The sequence below is a fragment of the Methylomonas sp. EFPC1 genome, from assembly GCF_016925515.1.
GTDB classification, from domain to species: domain Bacteria; phylum Pseudomonadota; class Gammaproteobacteria; order Methylococcales; family Methylomonadaceae; genus Methylomonas; species Methylomonas defluvii.
In genome coordinates, this window is record NZ_CP070494.1 from 1679002 (window position 1) to 1702497 (window position 23496).

Here is a 23496-nt window from a genome sequence, read left to right on the forward strand (position 1 = left end):
CAAGGGATCACTGTGGAGCAATATCGCGAACAAAACCAGGCCAGGCCTCTGCTTTGGACGGTGCTACTACTTTTACTTGCGCAGTTGCTTAGCTTGTATTTTCCGCTGGCAGACTACTTACGGCCCTTTGTCAGCCAATCCTTGGGCGTGCATACCTTGATGGAAGGCTTTTCCATCGTGATTTCCGCATTGGTTTTCGCGGTGGGTTGGAGCGTTTATCAAAAGGAGAATTCCGCCGGATTCCTGATGCTGGCCTGCTGCTTCTTGGGGGTGGCGGTCCTTGATTTAATGCATACCCTGTCTTTCAGCGGCATGCCGGCCTTTATCACCGAGAGCGACCCGGAAAAAGCCATCGCTTTTTGGCTAATGGCCCGCGGGTTTGCAGCGATAGGTCTGGTGATGGGATGGTTGCTGCCAAACCGGCCGATAACCCCGGTGTCGCGGGCGTTGATGCTGAGCGTTGTGCTGCTCTATATTGGCCTCAGTTGCTGGCTGGTGTTTTTCCATCAAGATTGGTTGCCGCGCACCTTTGATGCAGTTGATGGTTTAACCTCTTTTAAAAAAACCTGCGAATATGTATTGGCCGGCGTCTATGCTGTCAGCGCCATCGGCTATTTACGCCAAACCCGCCGCCAACATACCTACGATCCGGCCGGTTTGGCGGCGGCTGCTGCGATCATGGCCATGAGCGAGTTGTTCGCGACCTTTTATGCCAGCGTCAGCGATTTGTATATTTTGCTCGGGCATGCCTATAAGTTGGTCGCCTATGGCCTGATTTACCGTTCGGTTTTCCTCAACAGCATCCAACTGCCTTACCAGCGGCTCTATCAAGCGCATCAGGCACTGTCTGTTAGCGAAGCCAAATTTCACGCCATTATCGAAGAGTCGCCGATTGCCTATGCTTTGCATGATAGCCAGGGCAATATCAGTTATTTGAACTCGGCTTTCGTAAAAACCTTCGGTTATACGCTAAGCGATATTCCGACCTTGGCGGAATGGTGGTGGCATGCTCATCCCAACGCTGAATATCGGCAACAGGTCATCGCTAATTGGCATACTTATCAGCGTGTTCCCCAGTCTGCTACCGAGTCCGGCCAAACCGCGGAATTGAAAGTTTGTTGCAAGGATGGCAGGAGCCGGATGGTGTTGGTCGACATCGTCTTATTGGGCGATAGCTTGGCCGGCAATCAATTACTGATTTTGCGCGATATTTCCGAACGGTTGGAAGCGATGCACAAACTGGCCGATTCGGTAAACATGCTGCAAACCGTCATCAACACCATCCCCAGCCGCGTATTCTGGAAAGACCTGAATTACCGGTATCTGGGCGCCAACTTAGCCTTCAGTCAAGATGCCGGGTTAGAGAATCCGGCCGAATTGATCGGTAAATCCGATGAGCAATTGGTTTGGCGGGATTTAGCGCACTTATATCGAGCAGACGATAAGCAGGTCATCGAGAGCAATACGGCAAAATTGAATTACGAAGAAACGCTAATGGGGCCGGCAGGTAAAACCATGCATTTGAGAACCTCAAGAGTGCCTTTACGTAATCTACAGCAACAGACCATCGGCGTGCTGGGCGTGTACGAGGACATCACCGCGCGGAAAAGCGCCGAAGAGGAAATGCAACTGGCGGCCCTGGTGTATTTGAACAGTAGCGAAGCAATGATGGTTACCGATGCCACGGGCACCATCATCACGGTTAATCCGGCATTTACTACGGTAACCGGTTACTCGGCGGACGAAGTGATAGGCCGGGCCTTTGTCGGTACTACCACAGAGCCGCATGATCAGGCTTTCTATAAAACTGTCTTGCGAGTGATCAATACCCACGGCCAGTGGGCCGGCGAAATCAGCGGCCGCCGCAAGAACGGCGAGGATTGCATTCAGTGGGTCACCATCAACTCTATTCTGAATGAGAGCGGCGGTGTGCACAGACGGGTGGCCTTGATCGCGGATACTACCGAACGCAAAAAATCCGAGGAATTGATTTGGCGGCAAGCTAATTTCGATCCGCTGACCGGTTTGCCGAATCGCAATATGTTTTTAGATAGGCTTAATCAGGAAATCAAAAAGGCTTTTCGGCATGGCCGGCATGTGGCATTGATGTTTCTGGACTTGGACCGCTTCAAGGATGTCAATGACAGCATGGGCCACTTCATGGGAGACATCTTGTTGAAGGAAGCCGCGCGGCGCATCAGTGGCTGCGTGCGCGATTGCGACAGCATTGCCAGACTGGGCGGCGATGAATTTACCGTGATTCTCGGCGAGTTGGATCAAGTGGATGGCGTCAACCGGATCGCCCGGAACATCTTGCAGGCTTTGGCGGAACCGTTTCGTTTGGGCAATGAGACGGCCTATATTTCAGGGAGTATCGGCATTGCCCTATATCCGGACGATGCGCTGGACACCGATTCCTTATTAAAAAATGCCGATCAGGCAATGTACGCCGCCAAAAATCAGGGCCGCGACCGCTATCAATATTTCACTGCCTTGATGCAGCAGAACGCCCAACTGCGCATGCGGCTGGCCAACGATTTGCACGGCGCGCTGGCCCGTCAGCAGTTTTTACTGCATTACCAACCGATTATCGAGTTTGCCAGCGGCAGCATAGCCAAAGCCGAAGCCCTGCTGCGTTGGCTGCATCCGACGCTGGGCATGGTCAGCCCGGCCGAATTTATACCGGTTGCCGAAGATACCGGGGTTATCGTTGATATTGGCGATTGGGTTTTTGACACTGCCGCGCACCAGGCTAAGCAGTGGCGGCAGACCTATCATCCGGATTTCCAGATCAGCGTCAACAAATCGCCCGTGCAATTCCGCCGACAAGCCATGGAAGCCAACCAATGGCTTGCCTTATTGCAGGAACTGGATTTGCCGGGCCAGAGCGTGATCGTCGAAATTACCGAAGGCTTGATACTGGACGCCAGTAACAGCACGCGCGAGCAACTGTCAGCGTTTCGCGATGGCGGGATGCAGGTGGCTTTGGACGATTTCGGCACCGGCTATTCGTCTCTGGCCTATTTGAAAAAATTCGACATCGATTACATCAAGATAGACCAAGCGTTTGTCAGGAGTCTGGTAGCCGGCTCCAGCGACATGGCTTTATGCGAAGCCATCGTGGTGATGGCGCACAAGCTGGGCATTAAAGTCGTCGCCGAAGGTATAGAGACCCAGGAACAATACGATCTATTAAACCGAATGGGCTGCGATTACGGACAAGGCTATTTAATTTCCAAACCGGTCCCGGCCGACCAATTCGAACAGTTGCTCGATAAGGCTTTTACCCAAGCGCCATCCGGCGATGGGCGGCATTAGCCAGAACACTGGAATGATTACCCGGCCTTTATCTATCGCCGCCCCCGTTCTTGCGGGACACGCATCCGGAAAATTTAAGGGCCTTGGTTGATCGGAATGCTTTAGCCGGGTGGCAGCATCGCCAGCCTGATAAAATGCGCGGCATGAATACAACCTTGATGCAAATGACCGCGCTGATGCTGTGCGGTGCCGGTTGGCGAGTATTAACCCCTAACCGCTTGACGGCGGACCAGACCCGGTTGGTATTAACCAGCGTGGTGTACTATTTTTTTATGCCGGTTATGGTGCTGGAGGTGCTGTGGCGGGCCGATATTGGTTGGCAATCGCTGCAATACTCCGCATTGGGTTTTATCAGCATCTTGTTGTCGATTTTGGCGACTTGGCTGCTTGCTAAGTTGTTTAAATTTAAAAACCCGCAAACCGGGGCGGTGATTTTGGCGGCGGCTTTTCCAAACGTCACCTATCTGGGCTTGCCGGTATTGGAGCAGATTTTCGGCGACTGGACCCGGTCTTTGGTCATTCAGATCGATTTATTTGCCGAAGCGCCCCTGGTGTATACCTTAGGTATCATGCTGGCCCGCCATTACGGCGCTAGCGGCGAACCTAAGCCAAAATCGGTGTTGGCATTTTTCAATGCGCCGCCGTTCTGGGCTGCGTTTGTCGCGGTCGTGTTAAACCTCAATCAGGTGCCGATACCGTTCTGGGTGGCCGGCTTACTGCAAAAATGTTCCGGAGCGGTCGCTCCGTTGATGATTTTTTCGTTAGGTTTGGCGCTTAGCTGGCGGGATATACGCCTGCGCAACGTACCGTTCATCGTCCCCACTGCATTAGTTAAACTAGGCTTGATGCCGCTGATTGCCCTGTGGCTGGCAAACCTGCTCAATTTGACCGGCCAGCCCAGGGCGGCGGCCGTGATGGATATAGCCATGCCGAGTATGGTGATGGGCATCGTCTTGTGCGACCGCTATAAGCTGGACAGCGGTTTATATGCGATGGCCGTGACGGTGACGACGGCCTTGAGTTTAGTGAGCTTACCGCTCTGGTATCGGGTGTTATGAAACAGATTGCCGAAATATTCTCGCAAGGCGAGGAAATTGTCTGCGGGCAAACCGTGGACAGCAACGCCGCCTGGCTATCCCAGCAATTGGTTGATTTGGGCTTTACGCTGAAACGCCACACTGCGGTGGGCGATGACGTGGACGATTTGGTGGCCTTGTTCACGGAAATTGCCGAGCGCGCCGACTGCTGTATTTGCACCGGCGGTTTGGGGCCGACTATCGACGACTTAACCGCCGAAGCAGTCAGTATCGCCAGTGGTCAGCCTTTACGATTCGACGATCAGGCCTTTGCCGACATTCAACAATATTACGCCCGCCGCAATCGCGTGATGCCGCCTGCAAATCGCAAGCAAGCCATGCTGCCGCAGTCGGCAATACGTATCGACAACGCTTACGGCACCGCGCCGGGCTTTGCCTTGCAATTCAAACGCTGCTGGTTCGTGTGTCTGCCGGGTGTGCCGTCGGAAATGAAGCAGATGTTTACGGCCTTGGTTCGCCAGCAATTGCTGCAACGCTTCCCTTTGCAGCCGGATTGTCTGGTGACCTTGCGCAGCATAGGCATAGGCGAATCGGCGATTCAGCAGTGCTTGGCCGAATTTGATGTGCCCGCGGGTGTGCAACTGGGGTTTCGTGCCGCGCCCGATGAAGTGCAGACCAAACTATTGTTTCCCAGTAATTTCCCCGAGCAAGAAAAGCGTGATTGCGTGGCCGCTGTGGCGGACAAAATCGGCGATTACGTGTTTGCCATCGATGGCCTGGACGCAGCGCAGGGCGATCTGCTGGATGTCGTGAGCAAGGCCATGAGCCGGAAATCTTATTCGCTCGCCTTGTTGGAAACCGCCAGCCAAGGCCAGTTGGCCGCCAAATGTTTGGGATGCGACTGGCTGAGGCGCGTTGAAATCAATCTGGATTGGGGACGCAATACTGGTGCAGACGACGCCGGGGCCGGCGATGTGATGCCCATCGCCAAAATTTGGGCGGAACAACTGAAAGCCCGCGAGCAAACCGATTTTGCCCTAGTTCAGCTTTTTGCCGGCAGCGCCGAAGATTACCGGGATAAAGATAGAGCCATAGTCCTTTACAATGCCTTAGCCACACCCAGCGGCGTGGTCTCGACCCAGCTCAATGCCTATGGCGCCCTTAAATCCAAACAAAACCAGGCCGCCTTACTGGCGCTGGACTTACTTAGACGTTACCTACAAAACAAATGCCTTTAATCCGTTTAACCAATGTTTCCATCGCCTTCGGCACCCACGCGCTGCTCGATAACGCCGCTTTTCAACTCGACGCCGGCGAGCGGGTCGGCCTGCTGGGCCGCAACGGCGAGGGCAAATCCACCTTAATGAAAATTATCGCCGGCGATATTCATGCCGATCACGGCGAAATCTGGAAACAACCGGAATTGCGTTTAGCCTGGCTGGAGCAATCGCCCAATCTGGACGAAAACGACACGATCTACGAAGCCGTCGCTGGTGGACTTGGCGAATTGGGCCGGGTCATCGCCCGTTACCATGAATTGTTGAGCCATATGGATGGCAGCGAGCAGTCGCTGCAAGCCTTGGGCGATGTGCAACATAAGCTGGAAGCCGACAATGGTTGGGAGTTTCAAACCCGGGTCGAAGCGGTATTGAGCAAATTGCAATTGCCGGCGGACGTGCTGGTCGGCAGCTTGTCCGGCGGCTGGAAGCGCCGAGTCGCACTGGCGCGCGCTTTGGTGATCGAGCCGGAGGTGTTGTTGCTGGACGAGCCGACCAACCATTTGGATTTTGAAAGTATCGTCTGGCTGGAAGAGCAAATCTTGGCCTTCCAGGGTGCGGTCATGTTTGTCACCCATGATCGGGCATTTTTACAAAAACTGGCGACGCGGATTATCGATCTGGATCGCGGGCAATTGACTTCCTGGGCCGGTAATTATCAAGACTATTTGACCCGCAAGGCGGCGGCTTTGGAAGACGAAGCCAATCAAAACGCCGAGTTCGACAAGAAGTTGGCCAAGGAAGAGGTCTGGATCCGGCAAGGCGTCAAAGCCCGGCGGACCCGCAACGAGGGACGGGTTAGAGCGCTGAAGCAATTGCGCGCCGAGCGCTCGGAACGGCGCAATACCCAGGGCACCGCTAAGCTCAGTTTGAATAAAGGCGAAGCCTCCGGCAAGAAAGTCGTCGAAGCCATTGATGTCAATTTTCAATATCAGGACAAACCCATCATCAAGGATTTTTCGCTGCGCATCGAACGCGGCGACAAGATCGGTTTAATCGGCAATAACGGTGCCGGCAAATCCACTTTATTAAAGTTGCTGCTGGGCCAATTGCAACCGACCACCGGCACGATAGAGCTGGGTACCAATCTGCAAATCGCGTATTTCGACCAATTGCGCGAACAACTCGACCCGGAAATATCGGTGGCCGACAGCGTGCTGGATGGCGGCGAATTTGTCGATACGCCGGACGGCAAACGCCATGTGATGTCCTATCTGGCCGACTTTCTATTCGCGCCGGCCAGGGCCCGTTCGCCAGTGAAAAGCCTGTCCGGCGGCGAGAAAAATCGGCTGCTGCTGGCACGCTTGTTTACCAAGACCGCCAACCTGATCGTGATGGACGAACCCACCAACGATTTGGATCTGGAAACCTTGGAAATTCTGGAAGAAAAACTGGTGGAGTACCAGGGTACTTTACTGTTGGTCAGCCATGACCGGGAGTTTCTGGATAACGTCGTCACCAGCGTACTGGTGTTTGAAGGCGAGGGCAGGGTGGAAGAATACATCGGCGGGTATGCCGATTGGTTTGCCCTGATGGAGCAGAACAAAAAAGCCGAAGCGGTAAAGATTGCCGAACAAGCGGTGAAAAAAGAAAAGCCCAAAACCGCGCCGGCCAAGAAACTTAGCTTTAAAGAACAACGGGAACTCGAGCAACTGCCGGCGCTGATCGAACAACTGGAAACATTGCAAACCCAGCTGACAGCGGAAATGAACGAAGCCGGTTTTTATAAGCAAAGTCCCGATGCGGTGGCCGCCAAACTGGCGCAATTGCAAACCGCCGAGGCCGATCTAAGTCAGGCCTATCAGCGTTGGGATGAATTGGAAGCCCTGCAGGGTTGAGCAGGTTGCTGCTTAGGGCAACAGTTCAATATTCAGCAGCGCCACCAGCGTATTAGGTTGGCCTTGTAAAAATTTGATAATCTCCATGCGCGCAACGTCTGCGGGAATGTTTCGGCCTTGTATGGCTTGCCACATCTTCTCGAAAGCCAGACGCTGCTGCAGGCCATCCTCGTTTTGGTCGCGCCGACAGCCGAATTCATCCATCAGCGTAGAGCCGCAGCGGCAGTTTCTGAATACTTCCACTAGAATTAAGCCATCGTCCTCAATAGCCGACCGTAACGATGAACGGCCATGGGGCATGTCTTGGGTTTCGATAAAAAACTGCTCGGCCGAGATATACACGTAACCGCAACTGCGACAGGTTTTCGGAAACGTTGAATCCAGCAAGGCTTGTAAACCGTCGAAATCTTGAATATCCATACCAATAACCTGAGTCTTGAAATAACCGACAGCGTAAATGCATTGTGCCATAATGCCAAACGTCGGCAATCAGACTTGACCCTCCTGAGAATGGATCGCGGATGAGTATTTTAACGTGGAACGACCAACTATTGGTTGGTATAGAAAGTGTGGATAATCAGCATCGGCACCTGGTCGCGCTGATTAATCGCCTGGATGAACTAAACGCCTTGGGCGCGGACCTGCAAACCGTGCTGGAAACCGTCAAGCAGTTGGTCGAGTATACCGTCGAGCACTTCCAACACGAAGAGCAACTGATGATGGAGGCAGGCTTCAATCCGCGGATGCAGGACCAGCATTGCCAGCAACATCAAGAATTTATCGATAAAATGCAGCAAGTGCATGTCGAGGCGCAATCCGATGTTTCGGTCATTTCCAAGGATCTGTTGGATTTTTTGGTGGATTGGCTTTGCCACCATATTTTAAAAACCGACAAGTTGATGGCGATCAGCCTTAATCAGGGCATCGACGCCGAGCAAGTCAGTATCGATAAGGATGAACATGTCGATATTTTGCACAGCAATTTGTATTCGGCTTTGCGGGAAAGCGAAGAGCGTTTCAAGGAACTTGCCGACCATCTCCCGGCCCTGATTTGGATCACCAACGCCAAAAACCTGCCGATTTTCTGCAATCGTTTCTGGTTTAAAACCTTTCGCATCGAACGCGGTTTCGTCGACCGCCGGCAATGGCTGAACACGATACACCCGGACGATAGGGACAAGGTGGTGCAGACCTATCAGCAAGCCGCGCAGGAATTAACCAAGTTCAAGATTCAGTACCGGCTGTGTACGGAGGATGCCAAGGAAGTCTGGATTCTGGAAACCGCCGTGCCCAGGATGCGCAAGAACGGTAAATTTGCCGGCTTGATGGGTTGTGGGATGGACATCAGCACGCAAAAGCAGGCGGAAACCGCTTTGCTCAAACTGAACCAACAACTGGAAGAACGGGTTCGCGAGCGCACCCAAGCGCTGACAGAAGCGAATCAGACGCTGCAGATGGAAAAAAACCAGCAAACCCTGCTCAATCAGAAACTCCAGGAAACTCAGGCCCATCTGGTGCAATCGGAAAAAATGGCCTCGATCGGCCAATTGGCGGCCGGGGTGGCGCACGAGATCAATAATCCGCTCGGTTATATTTATTCCAACCTCAACAGCCTGAAACAATACATACAAGAACTCATCAAGGCCGCCGAATTGGCTGAGCGTCTGGCCGGGCAACTGGCGGATAACCACCCGGACGTGCAAGCTTTTAAACAGTTTAAAAATACGGTCGATCTGGATTTTCTGAAAGATGACGCCGCCGACCTGGTGGAAGAGTCTCTGGAAGGTGCGACTCGCGCGAAGAAAATCGTCCAGGATTTACGCGATTTTTCCCGGATCGATAAGCAGGGCCGGGAGATGTTCGATTTGGAAGCCGGGATTGATGCCACCTTGAATATCGTCAACAACGAACTGAAATACAAGGCCGAAGTGGTGAAGGAATACGGCGGTATCAAACCTTTCGAATGCGTTGGCGCGCAGTTGAATCAGGTATTCATGAATCTATTGGTCAACGCCGCGCAAGCCATTGAAGATTTCGGCAAAATCACGGTGCGTACCGGTTATCAGGATGCCGATTGGGTTTGGGTGGACGTAGAGGATAACGGCCAAGGTATGAGCGAGGCAACCCGAATGCGGATATTCGATCCGTTTTTTACCACCAAGCCGGTCGGTAAAGGTACCGGCCTGGGCTTGTCGCTATCGTACAAAATCATCCAGGACCATCATGGTCGTATCGAGATAGATTCGGAAATAGGCCGAGGAACTCGGTTCCGGATTTATTTGCCGACCCGTACCCCTGCCAGTTAACGATTATCGCAGCCGCGCCATGACCGAGCTATCCCCAGACCCCCAAACCGTTGCCAATTTATTATTCGTCGATGACGAACCCAATGTCTTAAAGGCCCTGCGACGCCTGTTTCGCGGTGCGGAATATCAAGTCTATATGGCGGAGAGCGGCGCCGACGGCCTGGAGATTTTGGCGCAACAGCCTATCGATCTGATTATCTCCGACATGCGTATGCCGCAGATGGATGGGGCCGAGTTTCTCACCCGGGCGGCTGAACGTTGGCCGAATATCGTGAGAATTTTACTGACCGGCTATGCCGACATTGAATCGACCATCGCCGCCGTCAACAAAGGCAAGATCTACAGTTATTGCAGCAAGCCTTGGGAAGACAACGAACTGAAAATTCTGGTGAACAACGCGCTGGAACAAAAGCGCCTGCGCGACGAACGTCGGCAGCTGTTCGATATTATCAACCGGCAAAATCAGGAGCTGAAAGAGCTGAACGCCGGTTTGGAAGACAAGGTCGAAAAACGCACCGAGCAGTTGAGAAAGTCCTTGCAGATGATCGATCAAGCCCACGATGCCTTGAAAAAACAGTATGCCGATTCGGTTAAGGTGTTCGCCAAAACCATTGAAATGCGGCCGGGTATCAAAAGCGGTCATGCCAAATATGTGGCGGAAAACGCCAGGGAAGTCGGACGGCGGCTGGGTATGGATGCCGCTGAGCTGAAGGATTTGGTGTATGCCGGTCTGTTGCTGCAAATCGGCAAAATGAGTTTACCGGACAGTTTGCTGACCCAGGCTTTGTTAAGCATGAACAGCCAGCAACGCAAGCGCTACTTAAACCACGCTTTGGAAGGGCAAACGCTATTAAAAGGCCTGGAACCCTTGCATAACGCCGCCGAGCTCATCGCCGCACAATATGAACATTTCGACGGTTCCGGTCAACCTTTGGGTTGGGCGGGCGCGGAGATACCCTTGGGTACCAGGATATTGACTCTGGTGCGCGACTATATCAATTATCTGGATGGCTCGATCACCGGCACCGCGATGACAACCGAGCAAGTGAAAGAGCGGCTGCTGAGCAAAAAAGCCAAGGACTACGACCCACGGGTGGTCGATACCTTTCTGGCGCTGCTCGCCGAATCGGAAACTGTCGACGAACGGCCGATTATCGAAATTTCCTGGACCCAGTTGCAAGCAGGCATGGAAGCCGCCGAGATTATTTGTAACGACGTGTTGTATTTAAAGAATCAGATTCTCAACGAAAAAAACGTCGAAGACATTCTGGAACTCAGGAAGCAAAAGAAAAATCTGATTTTGCGGGTAAGAATGGGCAGTGAGCGACAACGCGGTTGAATAAGCCGAACGCTGGAAACCCTTTTAGACAGGCAGGTAAATATGAGTAAAAAGCACCCACCAAAGTCCGACAAACAGGTCTATAAAGATACCTTGCAGCAATTGCAGGTGGAACTGGTCAAATTGCAGAATCACATCATCAAGCATGGTGACAAAATTCTGATCATCCTGGAAGGCCGCGATGCCGGCGGTAAAGACGGCACCATCAAGCGCATCATTCAACATCTTAGTCCTCGGGAAATCCGGGTGGTGGCACTGGGTAAACCGTCCGACCGCGATCTCAGTACCTGGTATTTTCAACGCTACACCCACCATTTGCCGGCAGCCCAGGAAATGGTGTTGTTCAATCGCAGTTGGTACAACCGGTCCGGCGTGGAGCGGGTGATGGGATTTTGCAACGACGACGAATACCACGAGTTCATCGAAACCGTCTCGCATTACGAACAGTTGCTGGTGCGCTCCGGCATCAAACTGCTGAAATACTATCTGGACATCAGCAAAGCCGAACAAAAAGAACGCTTAAAACAACGCCAAAAAGATCCGCTGAAGCAATGGAAAATCAGCCCCATCGACAAGGAAGCACAGAAACACTGGCAACAATACAGCGAAGCCCGCAACATCATGTTCGCCAGAACCCACCATTTATCCGCGCCCTGGACCGTCGTTAGATCCGACGATAAACAAGCCGCACGGATCAATATCATCAAGGATTTATTGTTTCGTTTGGACTACAAAGGCAAGGACGAATCGCTGGTCTTGCCGGACGCGAACATCGTGTTTAATTACGAAGAAAGCTATTTGCATAATGGCATGATTGCGCCTTGAGTCGCTCAAGGGGCTGGATTTGGGTGGGGTGATGAATGCCATATTCAAAAGTAGGGTGGGCACGGTTTTTGTGCCCACGCGGAATTAAAGTAATCGCGTGATAATGGTGGGCAGAAAAGCGTTGCCCACCCTACGTTACTGATTTTAAAAATGGGAAACATTACATGTCATCAATTGTAGGGCATGCTTTGATCAGTTCAGCCATTTTTGCCAGAAAGCACGAAATTAAATCTGGCGGCGCTGCTTTTATGTGTATATTTTTTATCGGACTGGGTATAAGTCCAGACATGGATTACTTGGTTTATTGGGTATTTGACTATCAAATAGAGCCAAGAGTAACGCATTCAATATTATTTTGTTTCGTCATTGGTTTGATTGCCTCATGTGCCAAGAAATTTGTATTAAAAAATACTTTTATCTCGGTTTCTCATGGGTTGTTTTATATGGCGAGCTTTTCTCACTTGATATTGGATTTACTGGTGGGCGTTCATCCTATGCCGCTGTTTTGGCCAATAAATTCAAATTTAATAAAGTTACCTTTTGGTATTTTGCCAAGCGCAGGGCATATCGATATAAAAAACATTTATCTTTGGCGTAATATGCTCATTGAGTTAGTGATTTTAATACCTGTTTCTATGTTAATTTCATGTAAATTGAAAGCGATATTGTTTCAAAGATATAAAGCGATGCGTTATGTGTTTTATATTACCCTGGTTGTCGGTATGTTCGTTGGGTTTAGTCTTAAACGATAAACACAAGCCCGCGTAGGGCGCAATAACCAACGGGCATTGCGCCGCATTGAAGGCACATAATCGATAATAAACAAATGGATTACCGGCGGACCTGGCACCCAGGCGGAGCCTATTTTTTTACTATCAATTTGTTACAAAGAAAAGATAACGATTTGATACGACATATTCAATCTTTACGGGAATCGGTCAAAACGGTGAAAGCTCATCACCCGTTCAAAATTCACGGTTGGGTGGTATTACCTGAGCACATGCATTGCTTGATAGAACTGCCGGAAAACGATATTGACTATGCTACTCGAATACGTTTGATAAAAATTGGATTTTCCAAAGCCATACCGAAAACCGAGCGCAGATCGAGCGTGAGAATCAAGCGGGGAGAACGTGGTATTTGGCAAAGGTGTTATTGGGAGCATCTGATACGGGATGAAGCGGATTTTCAAGCGCACATGAATTATATTCATTACAACCCGGTGAAACACGGATGGGTAAAGCACGTAAAAGATTGGCCATACTCGACCTTTCACCGATGGGTTGAGCAGGGCGCTTATCCTTTGAATTGGGCAGGAATTGACGGAGATTTATATGAGTTTGAGTGATCGAAAAATAATACGGCGCAATGCCCGTTGGTTATTGCGCCTTACGGCCTTTTTCCCCAGGACCCTGGAAAATTTTGCACGCCGTTTAGCAGCGGTATCCTTTTATTGGACGAAGCCGATAGTTTGTTAAGCGACCGCAGCTATGCCCAAAGAAGCTGGGAAATTACCCAGATTAACGAAATGCTCACCCAGATGGAAACCTTCTCCGGTATTTTCATTTGTACCACTAACCTGATGGATAAACTGGATGCGGCATCCTTACGTCGCTTCGATTTTAAGGTGAAATTTGATTACCTCAACCCCAATCAACGCTGGCTATTGTTCCAACGGGAATGCCGCCGACTTGGCGGACAATTACCGTCCAATCCGGAAAACTTGGCTATATTCAAACAGCAAGTCCAGCGGCTTTCCAAGCTTACACCGGGTGATTTTGCCGTGGTCAGTCGGCAAGTCGTGGTGTTAGCAGGCTGGTGAAAAACCCGCCGATATTTCCCCTTACCCACGATGTAAGTGATTTTTTCGAGTTGAAATCGGTCATGACATCGAGTTTCAAGCGTTTTGCCCCGGTTTCAAGGGCTTTTTATTCGCCTGAAGCCGTCTGTGGACGGTTTTCAGGCGAACTTCGCCCTAGGTGGGCGCACTCCACGCCGGTTTCGGCGTGAACACCAATAGGTTGAGCATGCGCGTCAGGTTGTAGGCGGCAAAGCAAAACAAGGCCTGACCCGCGACTTTGGCTAAGCCGATGTGACGGGTTTTGCGCAGGCCGCCGACCGTTTTGACCCAGCCAAAGGCTTCTTCGACGATTTTGCGGCGCTTGAGACTTTGGGCGTAACCTTTGCCGCGAGCGGTCCGGCCATCGACGACACTGCCGGTCTTTTTGCGGGCCACATGGGCTTTGATGTCACGGGACTCGAGTCCGTTGACGAACGCCGCTTGGTCGTAGCCTTTGTCGGCACCGACGCTGCCGCCTTTGGGCACGCGGCGTTTGATCATGTTTTGCGCGGCTTCGATTTCGGCGGTGCCGGTGGCTTGAGTGGTTTCGACATCGACAATCAGGCCGTTGCGATTCTCGGACAAGGCATGGGTGATGTAACGCAGTTTGGCCTCGGTGTATTCGCCTTTCTTGTAAAGCCGGGCTTCGGGATCGGTCGTACTGTGGTGGGTGGCGTTGCTGCGCTTTTCGCCGCTGAAGTCGACCTCGGGATTGCGGCCGGCGGGTTTGTCCGGGCCGCTGCCGTCTTTTTTAACGAAGCTTTTATGCGAGGCCCAGGCTTCAATGAGGCTACCGTCGACGCTGAAGTGTTCGTCGGACACCAGATTTTGCCATTCGGCTATGGCCAGTACCCGCTCAAAAAATTCGCGACTCAGGGCTTCGGACAGCAGGCGTTCGCGGTTGGCACTGAACACTGTGCGTTCCCACACGGCGTCGTCGATGCCCAGACCGACAAACCAGCGAAACAACAGGTTGTAGTCCAGTTGTTCCATCAACTGACGCTCGCTACGGACCGTATACAGGACTTGTAACAGCAAGGCGCGCAGCAGTTTTTCAGGGGCAATCGAGGGACGGCCTGTGTGCGAGTAACGCTCGGCAAAGACGGCATCCATAGAGGCCAATACGCCATCAACCAGTAGCCGTAAACGACGCAACGGATGCTGTTTGGGAATACGGTCTTCCAGGCTAACATAGCTGAACCAGCTGTTTTGAATGGCATCGTGTCCGCGCATTGAAAGGCTCCAAATTTAGGTAGCCTATTTTAACAGTTGGCGGCTCATCTATGCCTTAGCTTACTTGGCTTTTCGAGTTTTTCACCAGCCTGATAAAGGCCGTACTCCAGTTTTCATCAAATTCTGAAACGTGGAGTTTATTCAAATAATTGGGGAAGTAATGAGCAATATGAAATTCAAGGTGTCGAGTAACGCGAGCGATGCGCCTCCTGACGTTGGCAGCATCCTATGGGCTATCTTCGCACCGCGTACGGTGCATTAGCGTAAGCACAATGCACCGAATGATTTAATACCAACATGCGCTACGCCTATTGACGTACCGCATTGAGTAAAAAATCACAGGGGGTTGTTGACTTGGAGCAGAGTACTACGGGGTTGAGAGATATACAGGAGATTCCTCGAAAATATAGGAAAGCGGGATAAATGGTAAGCCTGTAGCTGAGCCACACGCCATAGCAGGTAATAAGTAGCTGTTATTGATAGCGGAACGGTACGTTTCAGTTCGTTTCCCAAGTTTACCTATGTACACGGCGTCAAACGTAGTAGCCAGCAAAATAAACGGTGTGCCACAAATAGCGTTTCCAACGAATGTGGGAGCTGCAACGATGCCGTTTCTATTGTACAAATTCGATATGTCTTTTATCGGGTTGTCGTCATGAATTTCTGATCGCGAAGCGCAGCCTATAAGAGCAAAGTTCAAACAAAATAGGATTAGCTGAGTTTTCATGACGGCCCAACAAATGATTTTAAGCCCGCGTACGGGGGATTATCGTTAGCGCAATGCGCCGAATGATTAAGGCCGACATGCGGCGCAATACGGCTACGCCTGTTGACGCCCTACATTTACAACATTAGATAGGGCCGAAGCAACAGCGGATAAGCGCCGCCGCTCCGGTGGTTTGCAAAGAAAGGCTTACTTAGCCGGCTCCGCAGGCTTGGCTGGAGCTGCAGCCGGTGCCTCCGCTTTGGCTGGCGCCGCTTTTTCCTCGACCTGGGCCGCTTGTTCCGGTTCTTGCTTAGGTCCGATATAGCCTTTATGCCAGGCGTAGGCCGCGCCGGCCAGCAGGATCAGCAAAAACACGTAGCTTTTCCAATGGCTTTGCTTTTCGCCGAATGGATCGACCATTTGCATTTCAGCGTCTTTCGGTAATTTGGCGATACCGGTCAACAAGCGGCCGAACGGGATGTTGATAAAGGCTTTGGCATTCACCGCCCAGCCGCAGGCATCCAGTACCGGCGCCAGATTGCGTTGGCGCAGTTTCAAATAAGCGATGAACATGGACGGGCCGGAAATCGCCAGCATCACGCCCACGATGGCCAGCGGCATTTGCCACCAAACCAAGCCCATGAAGCTACTCATCACGGCGGCCAGCGCGGTACCGATGGCGCCAATTGCCAAACCGATGGCGGCGAAAATCCCGGCGAATTTGCCGACATCGAACGGGGCCGGTGGTTCCTTGCCTTGTCCGGCATTGGCGCCGGCTTCGGAAATGCCTTTAAAGGTATTTTCGTGTGCGGCTTTGTCGCGGGCCGACGCGCTTTTCTCCAATTGCTCGTTAATCATCCGCGCGACGCGTTTGTAGGGCGCCCAGAACGCTTCCTTGATGCTGATCGGATTTTCGATGATTTTGACGATGGTCGCGTCCCAATCCAGGCCGTTGCGGTCATAGAACACGCCGTTGCGGCCGACGCGCAAATTGTCGCTGTCGCCGCCGGTAACTGCGGCGGCGATGGTCAGCGTTTCGTTGCTGCCTTGCCGGCTGCAGACGCAGTAAGCCAGAAAGATTTTGCTCAGTTCCGCCAGTTTGCTGTGGCTGTCCACGTCATCCACTTTTACGCACAACTGACAGCTTCTGCCGTCCAGATACAAGGTGCCTGCCTGGAAAATAGCGTGCGGCTCGGCACTGTAAAAATCGCGAAACGACACGAAGTTATTTAATAAGGTGTAAAGATCGCGGTAGTAATGCAGCAAGCGCACGACCGAGTCGATGGCTGTGGCTTGCGGTTCCAAGGCCATATCTTGTTCGATCAAGCCGGTCAATTTGGCTTGCGCATCGCTTTGCAACAAGGTTTTGATGCGCTCCAGGCCTAAGCCTTCCACGGCGTTGGTCGGTTTTTTCTGTAACCAGGCTTGATAATCAGCAAACTGACCGATCACGCTTTGCCATTGTGCATAAGACAAGCTGTCTGCTGAGCCCAGCAATGGCCCAAGCACTAGGGTTTTTAACTGTTCTATCGCAGACCGCCAAGCCGGATTCAAGCCGGCATTTAACGGCAAGTTAGCGCCGGCGGCGATAGCGGCCAGCGGCAATTTAGCTAGTTCTTCGTTGCTTGCCGACAGATCGATGCCGGCAAGTTCTTCGTAGCGGCTGTCGGCTGGGTTCAACAACTCAGTCGCGCTGGTGTCGAACTCCGCTAGTTGGCAGCGGGTAAAAAAGTCGTCGATTTTCGGTTTTAATTGCGCCAGCAAGGCCGCCGCCGCTTCAGTGTCGGCGATTTGATTACGAATCCGCACGGCTTCGGCGTCGCTCTGTTGCCACCAATCGAAATAAGCGCCGGCATCCTTAAAAAATTGCTCGATTTTTTCCAGATTAATACCCGGCTCGCCGCAGCGATCCTCAACCTCGCCCAAGCAGGCGATGATGTCGGTGATGGCTTGCTGGCCGGCTTCGTCGCCGGCAGCTTTAACCGGGATAATACCGTCACCGTTAAATTGAGTGTTGGCGAAGACCTTGGTCATGTCGGCCAGATCGTCGGTGGTTATTTCGGTCGCATCCGCCTTGCCCAGATTTTTTAAGATCTCGACGGCGGAGGCCAGTAGCTGTTGACCTTCTTCATCTTGATCGTTTATCGCCGCCAGCGGCAGGGTGGTCTTTTGTTGGATCAAATCGGCCGGGTTTTTCAGTACCTTACTCACCCAACGCACCGCCTCGATTACCTCATTGGCTCTAATCCGACCATCGTTATCGGTATCCAGCAGCGCCAGGGTTTGGTTATCGAAGAACAATCCGTGTGTCGGGCAACTCAGTGCCGCCCATAATTTCTGATCCAGTTCCGGCAGTCCGATTAAATCGCTACCGCGTTGCAATTCAACCTGATCGAAACCGCCGAGTCTGGCAAACCGCCATTTTTCGGCAACATTACGGCTGGATATGGGCGTCATTGTGTCTCTCCTGTGTTGAGTGGTTTTTGTTATGCCTATCACGAATTTCGCTAGTTTTACAGACTTGGGTCGCTTGACGCAACTTGCTCTATTGGGTTGCAAGCCGGGCAGGAGACTTGCAACAACTCGCCGCTATGCCTATGCCTTATGGGACGGGCTCGGCCATCCAATTGGTTCATGTCTTGGTACAAACGATTTTCGTGACTGATTACTTCGCGTTCGTGCTCGAATGGGTAAAGGGTTTGGGCCATGCCGCCGCCGTCTATGAAATGTTGGCTGTCCAGTAACATTAACTTGGCATGCAGCAACTCGTGTAGTAGGGCGTCGGCGGGCGAGATGCTACAGGCGGGTGTACTGTCGCAGCCCGGATCGTTCAGCAATTGCGCGCCCAAGCGGGTGTCGAAATAAATCGTCACGCTCTCTACGCCAAATTCGTTACCAAAAGCCTGGGTTTGCCAGGTGTTTTGCCGGTATTTGAGTACGAGTTTTTGACCGCGCAGTTCGTTAAGCAAATTCACGGCTTGCGGGTAGTGTGAAAAGTAGTCGGCCATCACCGCCAGATCCGCGCGGATATTAGAGGGATCGGCGGACTCGGCCTGATAGATAGCGCTGAGGAAATTGGCAATTTCCGTTTTCGCCAGCGCATCGCTGTTCAGCGTGGCCTGCTTTTGACTGTAGGCCGCCATCACTTCCGCTGCGCTGGGCGGTTTACGCAGACGTAAGCGTATCGTCGCGGCGCCGTCCTGATCGACCGAGAGCTTGGCCTGCATGCTGTTGACCGGTTCGGCCAATTGGCTGGCGACGGCCGGCACGGCATTGACCGGCTGCAAATCGTTGGCGCTTACCACGCGCGAAGACGCCATCATGCCTATGCAAAAACTCAACACTAGGCTGACTTCGCGGCGACGGTTATGCAAGATAGCGCTATCGTCGCGCTGCCGGCTGTCTTCTTTAAGATAGATGTCGTAGCGCCGGGCGATTGCTGCCAACTCGGTATAAGCTGCGGCGGCGTTGCGGCTCAGGCCGGCTTGGCACACCAAGGCCGGTTTGCCGCCGATTAAACAGGGATGCAGAAAGTTGCGATCCGCCGGCTGTTGCAAATACCAGCGATTTAAATCGCCGGCTAATTGATCGATTCCCTCAATGCGGCTCGCTATGCCGCCAAAGGCCTGTGCCAGGGTTGATAATCCATTCATGTGCTTAGTTAATGTGGGTGGGTTCAGTTTTTCGGCCGACTTTATCAGCGCTTGAAGGCTGCCGACAAGCCAGCTGCCGGTGCGGATGTAGGGCTATCGGCCAGGTCGGCTTTGTCATAAAACAGTCATGTTTTCCCAGCATAATCCAAGCATGATGAAATTTGCGGGATATTCAAGATTTGCTTTCGATTGGAAATCAGCGGCGTGTGGATTGGGCGGCGGCGCTTCTTTGCCATGGCTTGCCACAGCGCTGGCTACGGTTTATTTGCTTGCGGTGTTATATGCCAATCTGCCCGATGCGTTGGTCGATGTCGGCCAGATGCCGACAGAGTCCGCGGCGCCCATCTCACCCGAAATGGTCACGCAAAATCCGCCCATGGATTTATCGGAAATCGGCACCTGGCATTTGTTTGGGCAAAGCCCGAATAGCGTGTCTGGTGATGGCGCCGTTGCGGAGACGCAATCGCAGTTCAAACTGCTAGGTATCCTGTTTTTATCCAAGAATCCGGAAAATGCCAGCGGCATCATTCAAGCCGACGACGGCCAGCAGAAGAAATACCGTTTGGGAGACAAACTGCCCGGCGGCGCGGTGCTGCACGCTGTCGAAGCCGACCGGGTGTTGCTGAAGCGTGGCGAACGCCGGGAATCCCTGTTATTAAAAAAAGATAGCGTCCGCGCGTCAGCCGTCGCCGAATAATCCTTCCCTTGTAAACTGCAAATGAAAACACGCTTGTTGATCGGCTTGCTGCTGGCCCTATTCTGCCCGATGGTGTTGGCGGAAAAAGACGAATTCTCGCTGAATCTCAAAGATGTCAATATTCGTGCCCTGATCGAAACGGTGGCCGATGTCACCGGTAAAAACTTTATTATCGACCCGCGCATCACCGGCAATATCTCGGTGGTGACTTCCACGCCGATGAAGTCGGCGCAAGTCTACGATGTATTCCTGTCCATACTAAAGGTGCACGGTTACTCGGCGATTCCGAACGGCAACGTGGTGAAGATCATTCCCAACGTCACCGCCAAGCAGGACGGCGAGGAAAGCGAGTTGCGCGGTAATCCGCAAAACGGCGACGAGCAACTGACCCGGGTGTTGCAGGTGCATCACGTCGATGCGGCGCAACTGGTGCAAACCTTGTTACCCTTGATGCCGCAATACGCCTTTATCGGCGCCGTGCCGGAAAGTAACACCGTCATCCTGTCCGATACCGCCGCGAATGTTAAGCGCTTGGCAGCGATGATCAAGCAAATCGATAAAAGCGATTTACAAAACATTGAAATCATCAATCTGCGGCATGCCAACGCCGCCGATTTGATACTGCCGCTGAATACGCTGATTACCAGCAATAATGCCGGAAAAACCACCGCCGTTCCGCCGCCGATGGTGGCCGACGAACGCTCCAATTCCATTATTTTGGGCGGCGACCCGGAGATGCGTTTGCAGATGCGCGCCTTGATCGCCAATCTGGATACGCCGATGGAAAAAGCCGGCAACACCGAAGTGATTTATATGCGTTATGCGGTGGCCAAGGAATTGGTGGAAACGCTGACCGGGGTGGGGTCTTTGAAGGACGAAAAAGCCGACCAGGCCAAAACCAAAGCTTCCACCAGCAAGGACTTTGATATTCGGGCGGACGAGGCGGCCAACGCCTTGATTATCACGGCGCCGCACGATTTGATGGCGACCTTGAAATCGGTGGTCAGACAATTGGATGTGCGCCGCGCGCAGGTACATATCGAAGCGATTATTGCGGAAGTCAGCTACGACAAATCGCAGAATATTGGCGTCGAATGGCAAACCAAGGAAGACGGCAGCGTATTTGCGGCTAGCAGAAAAGGGGAGGGCAACTCGCTGGATCTATCGCAATTTATTTCCTCCGTCGGTAAGGGCTTGAGTATCGGTTATTTGGCCGGCAGCGAGTTAAAAGCCTTGTTGACCGCGTTTGCCAACGATACCGACGTCAATGTGTTATCCACGCCGTCGCTGGTGACGATGGACAACGAAGAAGCCAACATGATAGTCGGTCGCAACATCCCCTTAACCACCGGCCAATACACACCGTCCGTCGGCGGCAGCCTGAGTACCCCATTTCAAACCATCCAACGCGAAGACATCGGTATTAAACTCAAAGTTTTGCCGCAGATCAGCGAAGGCAATGCGGTCAAATTAAAAGTCGCGCAAGAGGTTTCGAGCGTTGTCCAAGGTACTACCGGTGCGGATTTGCAGACCAATAAACGCAAAATCGAAACCAGCGTATTGGTCGATGACGGCAAGGTGTTGGTATTGGGCGGCTTGATCCAAGACGACATCACCGAAACGGTGGATAAGGTGCCGCTGTTGGGGGATATTCCTTATCTGGGCTACTTGTTCCAAACCAATTCGACGACTATCACCAAAAAGAATCTGATGGTGTTTTTGCGCCCGCAAATCATCAGGGATGCGGGTAAGTCCAGCGGCTTAACCCACGACAAATACAATTACATTCGCGACAAGCAACAAGAGTTTAACCAGGACGGCGTGCTGTTGATGCCGGAGCAGAAACAGCCCTTGCTGGACAACTTATCGGACGACAATTCGGCTGTAGAAGACAATCGCGGCGAGGCTGGCGGCAATGGCAACCGCTGAACCGACAGCGCCAGCGCCGACCGATAACAGGCTGCCGTCTTACGGGTTTGCCAAACGCCACGGCGTGATCGTTGCGGAGTGTTCCGCACAGCAGGCGCGTATCGTCTATCAACCAAAAGCTACGGTAACGGCTTTGCTGGAAACCCGGCGCTTCGTGGCTAGACCGGCCAGTTTCGAAGCGGTCGGCGCGGAAGAGTTCGAGCGCTTGCTGCAAGCGGTTTACGAACATAAAACCGGCCATGCGCAACAGATGGTCGACGATATGCAGGACAATCTGGATTTGTCCGAGATGGCCCAACATCTGCCAAAGCCGGAAGACTTACTGGAAAGCGAAGACGAAGCGCCGATCATCCGTTTGATCAATGCGCTGCTCACCGAAGCCATCAAGGAAAACGCCTCGGACATTCATATCGAGTCTTACGAAAAACGCATGGTGGTGCGGTTTCGGGTGGACGGCACCTTGCGGGAAATTATCGAGCCGCAACGCGAATTCGCGCCGATGGTGATTTCCCGGCTTAAAGTGATGGCCAAACTGGACATCGCCGAAAAGCGCTTGCCGCAGGATGGTCGCATTTCCTTGAATATCGGCGGCCGCACCGTGGACGTGCGGGTATCGACCTTGCCCTCCGGCCACGGCGAACGAGTGGTATTACGTTTGCTGGATAAGCAGGCCAACCAATTAAGTCTGAAGCAAGTCGGCATGTCAGATTACGAGCTGAACAGCATTCAGCAGATGATCGCCAGGCCCCACGGCATCATTCTGGTGACCGGGCCTACCGGTTCCGGGAAAACCACCAGTTTGTACGCGGTGGTCAACCAACTCAATCAACGCAGTCGCAATATTCTCACCGTCGAAGACCCCATCGAATATTACCTGGACGGCGTCGGCCAAACCCAGGTCAATACCAAGGTGGATATGACCTTTGCCAAGGGCTTGCGCGCAATTTTGCGGCAGGACCCGGATATTGTGATGGTCGGCGAGATTCGCGACCGGGAAACTGCCGAGATTGCCGTGCAGGCCAGCTTGACCGGCCACTTGGTGCTTTCGACACTGCATACCAATACTGCCGTGGGCGCCATCACCCGGCTGCGCGACATGGGTATAGAGCCGTTCTTGTTGGCGTCCAGTTTGGTCGGCGTGATAGCCCAGCGGTTGCTGCGCAAACTGTGTCCGCATTGTAAAAAACCGGAACAGGTGCCGGAACAGGATTTAGCCAAGCTCGGGTATCGCAGCGAAACCGGCAAGCCTGTTACTGTTTATCAAGCCCAAGGCTGCCCGCAGTGCCATAACCACGGGTATAAAGGCCGGGCCGGTATCTTTGAAATGATCATGCTGGATAGCACGATGCAACAGCTGATCCATGACGGCGCCGGCGACCTGGAACTGGAACGGCATGCCCGATTGACCTCGCGCAGTATCCAGCAAAGTGCGCTGGAAAAAGTGCTGAACGGCGATACCAGCATCGACGAAGCTATCCGTATCACCTTAAAGGATTAA

At 52.6% G+C, this 23496-nt stretch carries 17 protein-coding genes; 13 read left to right on the forward strand and 4 right to left on the reverse strand.

Features of this window, described 5'->3' with window-relative positions; translation table 11 throughout:
- Positions 1 to 12: 12 nt before the first annotated feature.
- The 4 genes from JWZ98_RS07950 (at position 13) to JWZ98_RS07965 (ending at position 7470) form a co-directional block, all read left to right on the forward strand.
- A complete protein-coding gene (locus JWZ98_RS07950) occupies positions 13 to 3318 on the forward strand; it encodes an EAL domain-containing protein (RefSeq protein ID WP_205453881.1) in 3306 nt (1101 codons plus the stop codon).
- Positions 3319 to 3461: 143 nt separating this feature from the next.
- A complete protein-coding gene (locus JWZ98_RS07955; protein ID WP_033157484.1) occupies positions 3462 to 4376 on the forward strand; it encodes an AEC family transporter in 915 nt (304 codons plus the stop codon).
- A complete protein-coding gene (locus JWZ98_RS07960) occupies positions 4373 to 5593 on the forward strand; it encodes a molybdopterin-binding protein (protein WP_205453882.1) in 1221 nt (406 codons plus the stop codon). Before JWZ98_RS07955 ends, JWZ98_RS07960 begins: the two co-directional genes overlap by 4 nt.
- A complete protein-coding gene (locus JWZ98_RS07965) occupies positions 5584 to 7470 on the forward strand; it encodes an ATP-binding cassette domain-containing protein (RefSeq protein WP_205453883.1) in 1887 nt (628 codons plus the stop codon). Before JWZ98_RS07960 ends, JWZ98_RS07965 begins: the two co-directional genes overlap by 10 nt.
- 12 nt (positions 7471 to 7482) lie before the next feature.
- Here the strand turns inward: JWZ98_RS07965 and JWZ98_RS07970 are convergent, their stop codons facing one another.
- Complete coding sequence (locus tag JWZ98_RS07970; RefSeq protein WP_101051625.1) at positions 7483 to 7941, reverse strand: oxidoreductase; 459 nt, start codon at positions 7939 to 7941, stop codon at positions 7483 to 7485.
- Positions 7942 to 7991: 50 nt separating this feature from the next.
- Between JWZ98_RS07970 and JWZ98_RS07975 the strand changes: the two genes are divergently transcribed.
- The 6 genes from JWZ98_RS07975 (at position 7992) to JWZ98_RS08000 (ending at position 13762) form a co-directional block, all read left to right on the forward strand.
- The gene (locus JWZ98_RS07975) at positions 7992 to 9776 is read left to right on the forward strand and encodes a bacteriohemerythrin (RefSeq protein ID WP_101051626.1); all 1785 of its coding nucleotides are present in this window, start codon (positions 7992 to 7994) and stop codon (positions 9774 to 9776) included.
- Positions 9777 to 9795: 19 nt separating this feature from the next.
- The gene (locus JWZ98_RS07980; protein WP_101051627.1) at positions 9796 to 11115 is read left to right on the forward strand and encodes an HD domain-containing phosphohydrolase; all 1320 of its coding nucleotides are present in this window, start codon (positions 9796 to 9798) and stop codon (positions 11113 to 11115) included.
- A gap of 42 nt (positions 11116 to 11157) precedes the next feature.
- Positions 11158 to 11940 carry a polyphosphate kinase 2 gene (ppk2, locus tag JWZ98_RS07985; RefSeq protein ID WP_205453884.1) on the forward strand — a complete coding sequence of 261 codons (783 nt, stop codon included), beginning with the start codon at positions 11158 to 11160 and terminating at the stop codon, positions 11938 to 11940.
- Positions 11941 to 12104: 164 nt separating this feature from the next.
- Positions 12105 to 12692, forward strand: coding sequence for a metal-dependent hydrolase (locus JWZ98_RS07990; RefSeq protein WP_205453885.1), 588 nt, complete (start codon positions 12105 to 12107; stop codon positions 12690 to 12692).
- Between the two features lie 128 nt (positions 12693 to 12820).
- Positions 12821 to 13288 (forward strand): transposase, encoded by a 468-nt coding sequence (locus tag JWZ98_RS07995; RefSeq protein WP_346015191.1) that lies wholly within the window; start codon positions 12821 to 12823, stop codon positions 13286 to 13288.
- A gap of 105 nt (positions 13289 to 13393) precedes the next feature.
- Positions 13394 to 13762 (forward strand): ATP-binding protein, encoded by a 369-nt coding sequence (locus JWZ98_RS08000; RefSeq protein ID WP_205453887.1) that lies wholly within the window; start codon positions 13394 to 13396, stop codon positions 13760 to 13762.
- Positions 13763 to 13915: 153 nt separating this feature from the next.
- Here the strand turns inward: JWZ98_RS08000 and JWZ98_RS08005 are convergent, their stop codons facing one another.
- From JWZ98_RS08005 to JWZ98_RS08015, 3 genes are all read right to left on the reverse strand, one after another.
- Positions 13916 to 15013: an IS5 family transposase gene (locus JWZ98_RS08005; protein WP_205453486.1), complete on the reverse strand. Its 1098-nt coding sequence runs from the start codon at positions 15011 to 15013 to the stop codon at positions 13916 to 13918.
- 913 nt (positions 15014 to 15926) lie between these two features.
- Positions 15927 to 18176 carry a hypothetical protein gene (locus JWZ98_RS08010; RefSeq protein ID WP_205453888.1) on the reverse strand — a complete coding sequence of 750 codons (2250 nt, stop codon included), beginning with the start codon at positions 18174 to 18176 and terminating at the stop codon, positions 15927 to 15929.
- Positions 18177 to 18232: 56 nt separating this feature from the next.
- Positions 18233 to 19372, reverse strand: coding sequence for a hypothetical protein (locus JWZ98_RS08015; protein WP_205453889.1), 1140 nt, complete (start codon positions 19370 to 19372; stop codon positions 18233 to 18235).
- A gap of 151 nt (positions 19373 to 19523) precedes the next feature.
- Here JWZ98_RS08015 and JWZ98_RS08020 point away from each other — a divergent pair, with 151 nt between their 5' ends.
- The 3 genes from JWZ98_RS08020 to gspE are packed head-to-tail and all read left to right on the forward strand — an operon-like array spanning position 19524 to position 23496.
- Entirely contained in the window at positions 19524 to 20069 is a 546-nt protein-coding gene (locus tag JWZ98_RS08020; protein WP_205453890.1) for a type II secretion system protein N, read from the forward strand.
- A gap of 21 nt (positions 20070 to 20090) precedes the next feature.
- A complete protein-coding gene (gene gspD / locus JWZ98_RS08025; RefSeq protein ID WP_205453891.1) occupies positions 20091 to 21998 on the forward strand; it encodes a type II secretion system secretin GspD in 1908 nt (635 codons plus the stop codon).
- Positions 21985 to 23496, forward strand: coding sequence for a type II secretion system ATPase GspE (gspE, locus tag JWZ98_RS08030; protein ID WP_205453892.1), 1512 nt, complete (start codon positions 21985 to 21987; stop codon positions 23494 to 23496). The genes gspD and gspE overlap by 14 nt, the downstream gene beginning before the upstream one ends.

Excerpts from the sequence above, each read along its gene's own strand:
- JWZ98_RS08020 (WP_205453890.1), top strand. The coding sequence starts at position 19,524 with ATGATGAAATTTGCGGGATATTCAAGATTTGCTTTCGATTGGAAATCA.
- ppk2 (WP_205453884.1), top strand. The coding sequence starts at position 11,158 with ATGAGTAAAAAGCACCCACCAAAGTCCGACAAACAGGTCTATAAAGAT.
- JWZ98_RS08005 (WP_205453486.1), bottom strand. The coding sequence starts at position 15,013 with ATGCGCGGACACGATGCCATTCAAAACAGCTGGTTCAGCTATGTTAGC.
- gspD (WP_205453891.1), top strand. The coding sequence starts at position 20,091 with ATGAAAACACGCTTGTTGATCGGCTTGCTGCTGGCCCTATTCTGCCCG.
- JWZ98_RS08015 (WP_205453889.1), bottom strand. The coding sequence starts at position 19,372 with ATGAATGGATTATCAACCCTGGCACAGGCCTTTGGCGGCATAGCGAGC.
- JWZ98_RS07975 (WP_101051626.1), top strand. The coding sequence starts at position 7,992 with ATGAGTATTTTAACGTGGAACGACCAACTATTGGTTGGTATAGAAAGT.
- JWZ98_RS08010 (WP_205453888.1), bottom strand. The coding sequence starts at position 18,176 with ATGACGCCCATATCCAGCCGTAATGTTGCCGAAAAATGGCGGTTTGCC.
- gspE (WP_205453892.1), top strand. The coding sequence starts at position 21,985 with ATGGCAACCGCTGAACCGACAGCGCCAGCGCCGACCGATAACAGGCTG.
- JWZ98_RS07970 (WP_101051625.1), bottom strand. The coding sequence starts at position 7,941 with ATGGCACAATGCATTTACGCTGTCGGTTATTTCAAGACTCAGGTTATT.
- JWZ98_RS07990 (WP_205453885.1), top strand. The coding sequence starts at position 12,105 with ATGTCATCAATTGTAGGGCATGCTTTGATCAGTTCAGCCATTTTTGCC.
- JWZ98_RS07980 (WP_101051627.1), top strand. The coding sequence starts at position 9,796 with ATGACCGAGCTATCCCCAGACCCCCAAACCGTTGCCAATTTATTATTC.
- JWZ98_RS07955 (WP_033157484.1), top strand. The coding sequence starts at position 3,462 with ATGAATACAACCTTGATGCAAATGACCGCGCTGATGCTGTGCGGTGCC.
- JWZ98_RS07965 (WP_205453883.1), top strand. The coding sequence starts at position 5,584 with ATGCCTTTAATCCGTTTAACCAATGTTTCCATCGCCTTCGGCACCCAC.
- JWZ98_RS07960 (WP_205453882.1), top strand. The coding sequence starts at position 4,373 with ATGAAACAGATTGCCGAAATATTCTCGCAAGGCGAGGAAATTGTCTGC.